The organism is Hyphomicrobium sp. (assembly GCF_020852195.1).
Lineage (GTDB): Bacteria > Pseudomonadota > Alphaproteobacteria > Rhizobiales > Hyphomicrobiaceae > Hyphomicrobium_C.
This window is the reverse complement of sequence record NZ_JADZBI010000195.1, coordinates 1-10,759: the sequence shown is the minus strand read 5'-3', so window position 1 is coordinate 10,759 and position 10,759 is coordinate 1. Positions and strand designations below refer to the sequence as shown.

Sequence of the window (10,759 nt, the reverse complement as noted above, 5' to 3'; positions counted from 1 at the left end):
GCCGCCGCGCGGGCCGTACATGCCGACCGCATGCACCTCGTCGAGATAGGTGAGAGCGCCGTACTTCTCGGCGAGATCGCAGATCGCCGCGATCGGCGCGATGTGCCCGTCCATCGAGTACACGCTCTCGAAGGCGATGATCTTCGGCGTGGCGGCGGGAACCTGCTTCAGCTTCGCTTCGAGATCGGAGAGATCGTTGTGGCGGAAGATGCGCTTCTCGCCCCGGCCATGCCGGATGCCCTCGATCATCGAGGCGTGGTTCTTCTCGTCGGAGAAGATGACGCAGCCCGGGAGCAGCTTCGCGAGTGTCGACAGCGTCGCCTCGTTGGCGACGTAGGCCGAGGTGAACAGCAGCGCCTGCTCCTTGCCGTGCAGGTCCGCCAGCTCCTGCTCGAGCTCGACGTGATAGTGGGTGGTGCCGGAGATGTTACGCGTGCCGCCCGAGCCGGCGCCTACAGCGTCGATCGCCTCGTGCATGGCAGCGATGACCTTGGGATGCTGTCCCATGCCGAGGTAGTCGTTGGAGCACCAGACGACGATCGGCCTCGCAGCCACGCCCGTGACGTGGTCCGCCGCGGGAAACGCTCCGCGATGACGCTTCAAGTCCGCGAAAACGCGGTAGCGGCCCTCCCGCCGGATCGCATCCAGGGATGCCTTGAAGTGCCGTGCGTAGTCCACCATCGACGTGTTCCTCGAACCCTTTGTTCTTCGGCTCGCCGACGTTCTAGTGGCAGACCGACATTAACGCTAGCATCGCGCAGCAAGTGTTATAGTGCAACGGCACTTATGTCGCGGCGGCTCTGTTCGAAACAACGCCATTACGGGACTTAGCCCGTCACCTTTTCGCAGATTATTGCGTCGCAATACAGTCCGTGCATTGACGAAGATCAAGCATTCGCTCTCAAGCCGAGCGATGCTGCACGTCAATAGGACGTGGCGATCTCTGCCACGCCGTCGCGATTGTAAAGATCGCGCCGGAACTGGATGGCCCCATCCTCCGTCGCCCAGGCGGTGATGTAGACAAAATGCAAGGGCACCGGCGTCGCCAGCCGCACGTCTTTGCGCTCGCCCGTTTCCTTCATGTGCGCGATCTTGTCCTGGTCCCACCCGTCGTTCTGCCCGAGCAGCCAATAGGCAAGCCGCTCGACGTTGTGCACGCGGATGCACCCTGAGCTGGCCGCTCGGAAATTGCGCCCGAAGAGTCCTTCCGACGGGCTGTCGTGCATGTAGACGGAATCGCTGTTGGCGAAGTTGATCTTGACGAAGCCGAGCGGGTTGTCCTTCCCGGGCGGCTGCCGATACGCGTACGATTTCACCGCCGACGAGCTCCAGTCGATGCTCTCGGGATCGACCTTCTTGCCGTTGCTGTAGGCCTCGATGCCGGTCTTGATGAGGACGTTCTCGCCCTTGGCCTGCATCTCGCGGCCCTGCGGGATGAGGTCCTTCTGGATCACGGTCGGCGGCAGCCGCCACACCGGATTGAAGTTCATCTCCGTGATCGACGAGCGCAGGATCGGCGTCGGCCGGTCCACCTTGCCGACCACACCCGTGTGGCGCGTGATCACCTTGTTGAGCGCCACTGCCTCGACCTGCGCCGCCGGAATGTTGACGATCACGTACTTGCGCTGCGGCTTCACCACCTGGGTCAGCTCGCCGAGCCGCTTGAGGTTGACCTTGAGCTGCTTGAGGCGATCTTCGGCCGAGACGTTAAGCGCCGCCACCGTCGGCTTGTCGAGACGCCCGTTCGGCGTCAGCCCGTTGGTCGACTGGTAGGCCTTCAGCGCCTCGACCAGCGTCCCGTCGAGCGCCTCGCTACCGGCCGCGTCCGCGCTGAGCTCGCCCGACACGATGAGCCTGTCGCGCAGCTCGACGATCGCGAAGTGATCCTCGCCCGGCTTCACGAGCGCGTCGGGAACCATGTTCCAGCCACCCGCCGCGACGATCCGCTCATAGCGCGCGATGGCGGCCTTGGTGGCGGCGACATTGGCCGGCGACAGCGTGGGGAAGCCCGGAGGCGGATTGCGCTCGAGCTCCTTCAGCATCTCGCGCTCGGTGACGTGGCTGCTGTTTCCGCCGCCGCCCGGAGGACCGAACGTGAGGTTCCAGAAGTCGTCCATGGCGAAGGCCGCGCCGCCGGAGAAAAGGAACGCGACCGCAACTGCCCCGATCCGCCGGCCGCTTCCGCCACGGATGCCGCTCATCGATGCCATGAAGTTCCCCCGCCAGACGTTTGCCGGGATGTCACCCACCGATGGGGGTGCATTGCCTCGGCCCATTACCGTTCGCTTGCACGCTCGCGCAGCAAGCCCCAACAGCCACGACCCTTACGAGACACAGATTTCGCGGGAGAATTGCATGTTCCGGACCGGACCAAAAGCCCCCCGCCCCTTCCCTGTGCGGGGGTGATGCGGCTCGGTCACAAGGAAAAACACGTAACGAACGGGCCCTGCACCGCCTCGTCAGTCCACACGGCACCCACTCTTGGTGGACCGCATTATTCCGACCCTAAGTCCTATTAACACAAGATTAATCATAGTCCCCTTTGCTCTGATGTTGGAGACACAGGGCCAGCGCGACCGCACAGGGGCAGGCATGGTTGCCATCTCAACGACACTCGTCTCGGGGCTCTCGCTCCTAGAGATGTCGCGCAGCGTGTCCGACCCCGGAAACGCGCTCTCGTTCCTGCAATCCGACGTCTTCAGCGCCAGCAGCAAACGCATCCACGATGCACTGATCGGCACGTTCGCCGGCAGCGCGGGCCTTAAGGAGACGTACGCAGCGACCTTCGAGGCGACGTTCGACCGGCTGAGCAAGTACGTCACCTTGCTGGCCGGACCCGAGCAGGCGAATTCCGAGGAGCAACGGATAACGACCCTCAGGAACGCGGCGCATAACGCGCTCGTCGACACCATCATGACCAACCGCGGGAGCTTCCCGCCGGAAGGATTCACCATCCGCACGGAGTATCCCGGCGGCGCGTGGGGCACGACGGAGATCCCGCCCGGTCGCACCACGCCGCCGGGCTGGCGGACGACCGTCGAGTCCCTCGATGCCGCGATCGCTGAGCGCAGCCCCGCAGGGCGAACACCAAACCCAGCCGTCTCGGTCGGCACGGCCGGCTGGCGCGCCGCCCAGGCTCTTGCGGGAGCGGCGGCCCTCGGAACGGACAGCGCGGCCGTGAAGGTGCTCGAGGCGATGCTGGAAGCCAACCAGACCGCCCGCGAGCGCACGGAAGCGCTCTACCACACCACCTAGGACGAAAGGGGGGCACGTCACCGCGCCCCCCCTGAAACTAGAGCCGATAACGGATCTGGTCCGTCCAGAACCGCTCGAGGCGGGCGAGCGCCTTGTTGAGCCCCTTGAGCTCGTCGCTCGACACCTGCGCCACGGCCTCGACCGAGCCGAGCTGCCGCTGATAGAGCTTGGCGACGACCTCGGCCGCCTGCCGGCCCTTGGCCGAGAGCGACACGCGCACGCTGCGCTTGTCCGTCTCGCTGCGCTCGTAGTCGACGTAGCCCATCTCGACGAGCTTCTTGAGATTGTAGGACACGTTCGAGCCCATGTAGAAGCCGCGGCTCTTGAGCTCGCCGGCCGTCAGCTCGTTGTCGCCCATGTTGTAGAGCAACAGCGCCTGCACGGCGTTGAGGTCCGAGCTTCCCGTGCGGTCGAACTCGTCCTTGATCACATCGAGCAGCAGGCGGTGCAGCCGCTCGATGAGATGAAGGCTCTGGACGTACTCGGAACGAAGATTGGGATCCTGATCCACGGGCGCGCGACCACGCCCCGCGTTGATTGCGGTACTCATACCCTGCCTCACTACCTGTTTGACGCGACCGGTTTTCCGGTTCTGATTAGAGGCTACGGGAAACCCATAAAAATTAGCTCAATCTTCTAAGTAAAAACCGGGTAAAACGGCGTGCCGGTATTGGGCGTCACGCGCGCAGCGCCTGCATCTCCTCGCGCGTCGGCAGCACGAGCTCGCCCGCCCCGAGCGGCGCGAAATAAGCCTCGACCATGGCGTCCGTGACGTCCTCGAGGCGCGCGGGAGACCAGCGCGGCGCGCCGTCCTTGTCGATCAGCGCCGCGCGCACACCTTCGTGGAAATCGGCGTTGGCCTCGAGGCATCGCACCGCCAGGCGATAGTCGATGATGAGCGTCTCCCTGAGGTCGCGCGCGCGCGCGTCGCGGAGGTGGCGGTGCGTGATCTTGAGCGAGAGCGGCGAGCGGCGCCTGAGATCCGTGGCGACCTGTTGCGCCCAATCGCGCAACGGACCCGAGACCTCATCGAGCCGCGCCACGATCTCCTCCACGATGCCGGCCGAGAAGCAGCGGTCGATCAGCACGCGGTAGGGCTCGAGCTCGCCCGGCCCGCAGTCCTCGTTGCGCTCGTCGAGGATCGTATCCACCGGCCAGGTGTCGGCGAGCGCCGCCTTGATCTCCTCGAAGCGCGCGGCGCTGATGCAGTGGGTGACGAGACCCAGCCCATACGCCTCCGCCCGCCCGATGGTGCGCCCGGTGAGGCCGAGATACATGCCGACATGATTGGGAAGACGTGCCAGCACGTGGCACACGCCCACGTCCGGAAAGAGCCCGATCGTCGTCTCAGGCATCGTGAACGTGTAGCCCTCTCCCGCAACGCGGTGCGTGGCGTACAGAGTGATGCCGACGCCGCCGCCCATCACCATGCCGTTGATGAGCGGCACCATGGGCTTCGAGAAGCACTCGCACTGCCAGTTGAGCGCATACTCGTTGGCGAACGCCTTTATCGCGGCCGGGAGGTCCGTGCGCGCGAGCCCGATCACCTCGCGCACGTCCGCCCCCGTCGAGAACGCGCGCGGGCTCTCCGACTGGAGCGCGACCGCATAGACCTGCGGATCGCGCGCGAAAGCCCACAGGCTCTCGGACAATTTCGACAGCATGCGCTGCGTGAGGGCATTGAGCGCCTTCGGCCGCGCCAGCGTGACCAGCGCAAGCGACCCCTGGATCTCGACTTTCAGCGTCTCGTCTTCCGTCTCGGTCATGTGTTCCCTTCCGTGGACTCGCAATTCGCCCGGCGCGCGCCAATGTGTAAGCAGGAGACGATTGCCTTTTGGAGCCACATTTGGCGGCTATACAGTCTCCGTCGACGAGAGGAAACTGCCTGCCTGATTCGCGGGTGCAGCCTCGCGGTCCGGGCTTCGTCCGGCCGGTTCGTTTGAACCCTCGAGATCAAGGATTGCGATGAGCCTCAGGAACGCCCCCGTCATGCGGCTTGGCTGCGCCGTTGTCGCCCTGCTCCCCGTGCTGGGTGCCACGGCGCACGCACAGGGTCTCCCGGACGCGGTGACGGATGCCTTCGAGACCATCGTCATCGACGCCACCAAGGCGGCCTCGAAAGCGACGGCGGCCGCCAAGGATGCGCTTGCGCCTGAGGCGCGCAAAGCCAAGCGCAAGGCCAAGAAGAAGAAGGACGACGCGCCGGAGCCCGAGGCAGCCTCCGAGACGTCCAGGAAATCGGGGGAGAAGCCGGCCGACAAGACTGCCCCAGCGAAGGACACTAAGGACCAAGACGCCACCGACAAGAAATCCGCCAAAGCTCCGGCCGGAAAGGACGCGCCCCCCGAGCCGGCGGCCAAGGCCGCAGACGGCAAGGACGAGGCCGATCCGAAATCCGGCAAGGCGGCCGAAACCGCCAAGAAGCCGCCGGGCCCGCCGACCGAGTGGCCGGCGGTCGAGGTGGAGCTCGCACGGGCGCGCTGCACGCAACTGCTGAAGGACGTGGACGCCGTGACGATCCCGGAGCCGCCGTTCCGGAAGGGCGACTGCGGCAGCATGGCGCCGGTGCGTCTCATCTCCATCGGCAAGAGCCCGGAGATCTCTCTGTCCCCACCACCCGTCGTCAGTTGCGACATGGTCGTCGCCCTCACCAAGTGGATGAAGGAGGACGTGCAGCCGGCCGCGAAACGGCATCTCGGCGCCGAGGTAATCCGCGTCGAGTCGATGAGCGACTATTCCTGCCGCATGGCCTACGGGCGTGTCGGCAACAAGCTCTCCGAGCACGGCAAGGCCAACGCCCTCGATATCCGCGGCTTCATCACCCGCAAAGGCAATCAGGCCGTCGTGCTGGACCACTGGGGCGAGACCCGGCGCGATGTGCTGCGCCAGCTCGTTGCCGCCAAGGCCGCCGAAAAGGAGAAGGCCGAGCGCGAGAAAGCCGAGAAGGAGAAGGCCGCCGCCGGAAAGGCGGTGGCCGGCAAGGCGGACGGCCCCACCACGGTGACCGTACTGCCACGCAAGACGATCGCCGAAGGCCTGGCCAAGGACGGCAACAAGTCGCTGGCCGTTCCCGCGTCGGTGACCAAGGACGGCGCGCTCGATGCCAAACCCGGCAAGTCCGGCCGCACCAAGGACGCCGTGCTGCAGATGGACGGCAAGAAGAAGGACAAGGGCAAGCGGCGCTCGCGGGAGGAGGCGGCTCTGCTCGCCGCCCTGCCGCCGGAGGAAGCCGCCAAGGTCAAGGCGCCGGGACCGAAGACCGCGACCGCCCGCTTCCTGCACGACGTGCACGCCGCCGGCTGCCGCATCTTCGGCACCACCCTCGGCCCGGAGGCCAACGAGGCCCACCGCAATCATTTCCACGTCGACATGGCCGAGCGGAAGTACAAGAAAATCTGCGATTGACCCTGCCGGCCGCAAGGGCTTGCATCCCGCCGCCGAAGGCGGGATTGTCCGCCGATCGCAGTCCCGAGACAGATACCGTGACCATACCGAAATCCTTTCCGGCCCGCGGCGCGGCCTCCGCACCTTCCGCCGTCGGCAGCTATCCGGCGGTGCGCATGCGCCGCAACCGCCGGGCGGACTGGTCGCGCCGCCTGGTCTCGGAGCACACGCTTTCAGCCGACGACCTCATCTGGCCACTGTTCGTCATCGAGGGCGAGCGCCGGCATGAGCCGGTCGCGTCCATGCCGGGCGTCGAGCGCCTGTCCGTGGACCTGATCGTCGAGGCGGCGCGCGAGGCCGAGGGCCTCGGCATCCCCGCCATCGCGCTCTTCCCGAACACCGATCCCAAGCTGCGCACGGATGACGCGCGCGAGGCGGTGAACCCGGACAACCTAGTCTGCCGCGCCACCCGCGCCGTGAAGAAGGCCGGGGTCGATGTCGGAATCGTCCTCGACGTGGCGCTCGATCCCTACACGAGCCACGGCCACGACGGCCTGCTCGTCGATGGCGAGATCAGGAACGACGAGACCGTCGCCGTGCTTGTCCGCCAGTCGCTGGTGCAGGTCGAGGCCGGCGCCGACATCCTCGCCCCATCCGACATGATGGACGGCCGCATCGGCGCCATCCGCCGTGCGCTCGAGGACGCGGGCCACACCGGCACGCAGATCATGTCCTATGCAGCCAAGTACGCGAGCGCCTTCTACGGGCCGTTCCGCGACGCGGTGGGCTCCGGCGGCCTCCTGAAGGGCGACAAGCGCACCTACCAGATGGACCCCGCCAACAGCGACGAGGCGCTACGCGAGGTGGCGCTCGATCTCGCAGAGGGTGCCGACATGTTGATTGTGAATCCCGGCCTGCCATACCTCGACATCGTGCGCCGCGTGTCCGAGACCTTCCGCGTGCCCACGTTCGCCTATCAGGTCTCCGGCGAGTACGCGATGCTGATGGCCGCCGCCGACAAGGGCTGGCTCGATGCGGACAACGCAATCCTGGAGAGCCTGCTGGCGTTCAAGCGCGCGGGCGCCTCCGGCGTCTTTACCTACTTCGCCCCCCACGCCGCCAAGCTGCTCCGCTGACCGTGGCGCGTTGCGCTGTCGCGCGAGGATCCTGCCGCTGTCTCGTTTGTGGAGACTGGCATGAACCCCCGGCCTTCGCCGGGATGATGTTGTTATGTGGATGCCGTCAGCCTCCTTCTGACGTCATCCCGACGAAGGTCGGGACCCACGCAAGTTCCCGCTTGCTCGACGTCACAGGCTTGGACGGGACGGAAGCGATTGAAGAATCGCTTCCGGGTGAGGAGGCCTTGCGCGAGTAAGAATGGAAGCCGCTAAACCTCGCCGCCGAGGGCGCGGTTGGCGCGCCACGAGAACGGGTGTCCGACGAGGCGGCGGTAGAGGCGCGGCGCCAGCGGCAGCACGGCCCAGCCGATGAGATTGAGCACGGCGGCGCCGACCTGCAGTGGGCCGAACTCGATGTCGAGCGCGATCAGCGCCAGCAGCAAAAGCGACAGCACGGCCATCGCCGCGGAGAGACCGATGTAGAGGATCATGAACGTTGCGTCATACGCGATGGAACGGGAATCGATCATGGGGGGCCTCCGAACGCCTCGGCTGCACGTATCCTGACAACACACGCCGCCGCCCGCGGTTCCGCGAGGAACAGCCGGTGCTGCATGCTCGCGACGCGGATGTAATGCATGTGGAAAGAATGAGCGAGAAGCGAGATTCGCGGTAGCCCGCAGCGGGCGTTTTCGGCGCGGCACGGTGTGTTCCTCCGTCCCGTGAGTCTCCGCCGACACAGTCGGCCGCCGGTTGCCTGCTACCTGTCGCCCACTGCCTAACCGATCAGCGGCGCACGCGCCGCCGCTGCATCTCGGCGGGCTCCTCCTCGGTCGGCACGAAACCCTCGATGCCGCCCTCGCCGCCCGGCGCGACCGGCTGCTGCTGGGCCACCGCATTGCGCGGCTTCTGGCAGTCGGTGAGCCAGACGTCGAACACCGGGTGCTCGACGGCGTTGAGGCCGGGGCTCTGCGCGAACATCCAACCCGTGAAGATGCGCTTCTCCGTGCCGTCGAGCCCGACCTCGTCAACCTCGACGAACGTCGTTGTCTTCGGCTGCTCGGTTGGCGGGCGCGAGTAGCAGACGCGCGGCGTCACCTTGAGCGCACCGAACTGCACCGTCTCGTTGATCGGGATCTCGAGCGTCTTGATGGTGGCGGTCACCTTGTCGAGCGCGGAGAACACCGCGACGCGGTTGTCGAGCCGCTCGACACCACTGGCGGAGGAGGCAACGACGAACGGCGCGAGCGCCGCCAGGACGACGGCGCGCATCGCGAGCGGGAACCAGTGTGGCCGGTGGCCGGTCATCAGGAAGGCATCCCCATCAGGACGGAGAGATCAGCCCGTGCAGATCCATCATCTGCGACGTAACGATGGCACGGCCAAGGCCCTGTCTCGGTGAAGGTTACTCGGGACGCCAAGGCTTGTAGTCGCCGGTGGCGCGGGGCCGCTGACCCGTGCCGAGGATCGAGCCGGCCGGGCGATAGGCCTCGGGCGTGCCGGTCATGTTGGGCCGATGCGGCTTCTGCCAGGGCTTCGGCGTATAGGCCTCCTCGGTCGGCGGCACATCGACGGTGTAATGCAGCCAGCCGTGCCATTCGGGCGGCACCTTCGAGGGCTCGGCGAGATCGGTGTAGGTTACCCAGCGCCGGAGCCGGCCGAGCGGCCCTTCCGGGCCGACGCCCTTGAGCTGCTCGTAGTAGCGGTTGCCGAACGAGTCCGAGCCGACGTAGCGGCCCTGGCGCGCGATGGTGAGCCGCGTGCCCCAGGTGTTGCCGCCCCACCAGCTAAAGATCTCGCTGAAAATCCCCATCGAAACCAAGCCTCCGCACTGCGTTCTCCCATCGATTACAGCGCATGTGGGAGGACCGCCAGCACCTCTTCCGCCCCACGCCTGCGGCACGCTGCATACGCCCCGTCGCTGCGATGCCTCGAGTTGCCGCCACAGTCTTTGCGGCACATTTACAACAGCCATTCGCCGACCCGACTCGGGCTATCGTTTGACTGGACTTGGCGAGGCCAGCAATTCGGGCTTTTGCACACGCCCTTTTTTGCGGCACCCGGCATCGAAGCCGCATTTTCAGGCCATTCCAGCTGTCAATCCCCAGCTTGCTAACACCACTAGATATAGATGCGGTTGCGTCTGCGACCCACAAAATATAGCCCATCACAGTTTCGCCCTGACTCGAATCAGGCTAGCTTTCCTTCATCGCCGGGCCGCGTGAGGGGGAAAGTTCTGGGGGCGGCCCGGCGAGCTTCAGAAGTGCTCATCAAAACAATGTAGCGCCTGCGTCTACGACAGCTCGACGCTGTCCGGAGGAACGCCAGATCTCTTGGCGGGCCGCAGGTGAAGTGTGTCCAAACAACAACCGCGTCGTCATCCCGTATCTCGTAGCGCCGCACGTCCGAACACCGAAACTGCACGAGGGACAGATGAAGATCACGCGGCGCTTCACTCACGCTGGCAAGTCTCCGTACGAGAGCATCACGTTCCGCCGCGCGACTTCCGAGATAAAGAATCCTGACGGCTCCGTCGTCTTCCGCCTCGAGGGCTTCGAGGTCCCTGAGGACTGGAGCCAGGTCGCGGCCGACATCCTGGCCCAGAAGTACTTCCGCAAGGCGGGCGTCCCTCGCCGGCTGAAGAAGGTCGAGGAGACGCAGGTTCCCTCCTGGCTCTGGCGCTCAGTCGCCGACGAGCGCGCGCTTGCCGCCCTGCCCGAGGCCGAGCGCACCGGCGGCGAAGCGGATGCCCGCCAGGTCTTCGACCGCCTCGCCGGCACCTGGACCTACTGGGGCTGGAAAGGGAAATACTTCTCCACCGAGGAGGACGCCCGCGCCTTCTTCGACGAGCTGCGCTTCATGCTCGCGACGCAGCGGGTGGCGCCGAACTCGCCGCAATGGTTCAACACGGGCCTGCACTGGGCTTATGGCATCGACGGCCCCGGCCAGGGGCACTTTTACGTCGATCCCTTCACCCATCGGCTGGTGCAGTCGAAATCGGC

At 66.0% G+C, this 10,759-nt stretch carries 10 protein-coding genes and 1 pseudogene; 4 read left to right on the top strand and 7 right to left on the bottom strand.

Annotated features, from left to right (window positions below; all coding sequences use genetic code 11):
* Nucleotides 1-681, bottom strand: a 681-nt coding sequence (gene hemA / locus IT540_RS16735; protein WP_291180565.1) for a 5-aminolevulinate synthase, incomplete at its 3' end; no start/stop codon positions are given.
* A 242-nt stretch (nt 682-923) separates the two neighbouring features.
* Nucleotides 924-2,210 (bottom strand): L,D-transpeptidase family protein, encoded by a 1,287-nt coding sequence (locus IT540_RS16730; RefSeq protein ID WP_291180563.1) that lies wholly within the window; start codon nt 2,208-2,210, stop codon nt 924-926.
* Between the two features lie 382 nt (nt 2,211-2,592).
* Here IT540_RS16730 and IT540_RS16725 point away from each other — a divergent pair, with 382 nt between their 5' ends.
* Complete coding sequence (locus IT540_RS16725) at nt 2,593-3,255, top strand: hypothetical protein (RefSeq protein ID WP_291180561.1); 663 nt, start codon at nt 2,593-2,595, stop codon at nt 3,253-3,255.
* A 37-nt stretch (nt 3,256-3,292) separates the two neighbouring features.
* Here IT540_RS16725 and IT540_RS16720 read toward each other — a convergent pair whose 3' ends face one another.
* Both IT540_RS16720 and IT540_RS16715 read right to left on the bottom strand, forming a co-directional pair.
* Nucleotides 3,293-3,805, bottom strand: a complete 513-nt coding sequence (locus IT540_RS16720; RefSeq protein WP_291180559.1) for a winged helix DNA-binding protein — start codon at nt 3,803-3,805, stop codon at nt 3,293-3,295.
* Between the two features lie 127 nt (nt 3,806-3,932).
* The gene (locus IT540_RS16715; protein WP_291180557.1) at nt 3,933-5,021 is read right to left on the bottom strand and encodes an enoyl-CoA hydratase/isomerase family protein; all 1,089 of its coding nucleotides are present in this window, start codon (nt 5,019-5,021) and stop codon (nt 3,933-3,935) included.
* Between the two features lie 199 nt (nt 5,022-5,220).
* Between IT540_RS16715 and IT540_RS16710 the strand changes: the two genes are divergently transcribed.
* Both IT540_RS16710 and hemB read left to right on the top strand, forming a co-directional pair.
* Nucleotides 5,221-6,660, top strand: coding sequence for an extensin family protein (locus IT540_RS16710; RefSeq protein ID WP_291180555.1), 1,440 nt, complete (start codon nt 5,221-5,223; stop codon nt 6,658-6,660).
* Between the two features lie 149 nt (nt 6,661-6,809).
* On the top strand, nt 6,810-7,775 hold the full coding sequence (gene hemB, locus IT540_RS16705; RefSeq protein ID WP_291180569.1) for a porphobilinogen synthase: 966 nt from the start codon (nt 6,810-6,812) through the stop codon (nt 7,773-7,775).
* A gap of 251 nt (nt 7,776-8,026) precedes the next feature.
* Here hemB and IT540_RS16700 read toward each other — a convergent pair whose 3' ends face one another.
* From IT540_RS16700 to IT540_RS16690, 3 genes are all read right to left on the bottom strand, one after another.
* Nucleotides 8,027-8,287 (bottom strand): hypothetical protein, encoded by a 261-nt coding sequence (locus IT540_RS16700; RefSeq protein WP_291180553.1) that lies wholly within the window; start codon nt 8,285-8,287, stop codon nt 8,027-8,029.
* Nucleotides 8,288-8,543: 256 nt separating this feature from the next.
* The gene (locus tag IT540_RS16695; RefSeq protein WP_291180567.1) at nt 8,544-9,029 is read right to left on the bottom strand and encodes a DUF2155 domain-containing protein; all 486 of its coding nucleotides are present in this window, start codon (nt 9,027-9,029) and stop codon (nt 8,544-8,546) included.
* Nucleotides 9,030-9,162: 133 nt separating this feature from the next.
* Nucleotides 9,163-9,570: an NADH:ubiquinone oxidoreductase subunit NDUFA12 gene (locus IT540_RS16690; protein ID WP_291180551.1), complete on the bottom strand. Its 408-nt coding sequence runs from the start codon at nt 9,568-9,570 to the stop codon at nt 9,163-9,165.
* Between the two features lie 620 nt (nt 9,571-10,190).
* On the opposite strand from IT540_RS16690, the pseudogene IT540_RS16685 reads away from it, so the two are divergent.
* Nucleotides 10,191-10,759, top strand: a pseudogene (locus IT540_RS16685) (vitamin B12-dependent ribonucleotide reductase); the annotation flags it as partial.

Coding starts and splice junctions, on each gene's coding strand:
- IT540_RS16730 (WP_291180563.1), bottom strand. CDS start 2,210: ATGGCATCGATGAGCGGCATCCGTGGCGGAAGCGGCCGGCGGATCGGG.
- IT540_RS16725 (WP_291180561.1), top strand. CDS start 2,593: ATGGTTGCCATCTCAACGACACTCGTCTCGGGGCTCTCGCTCCTAGAG.
- IT540_RS16720 (WP_291180559.1), bottom strand. CDS start 3,805: ATGAGTACCGCAATCAACGCGGGGCGTGGTCGCGCGCCCGTGGATCAG.
- IT540_RS16715 (WP_291180557.1), bottom strand. CDS start 5,021: ATGACCGAGACGGAAGACGAGACGCTGAAAGTCGAGATCCAGGGGTCG.
- IT540_RS16710 (WP_291180555.1), top strand. CDS start 5,221: ATGAGCCTCAGGAACGCCCCCGTCATGCGGCTTGGCTGCGCCGTTGTC.
- IT540_RS16700 (WP_291180553.1), bottom strand. CDS start 8,287: ATGATCGATTCCCGTTCCATCGCGTATGACGCAACGTTCATGATCCTC.
- IT540_RS16695 (WP_291180567.1), bottom strand. CDS start 9,029: ATGCGCGCCGTCGTCCTGGCGGCGCTCGCGCCGTTCGTCGTTGCCTCC.
- IT540_RS16690 (WP_291180551.1), bottom strand. CDS start 9,570: ATGGGGATTTTCAGCGAGATCTTTAGCTGGTGGGGCGGCAACACCTGG.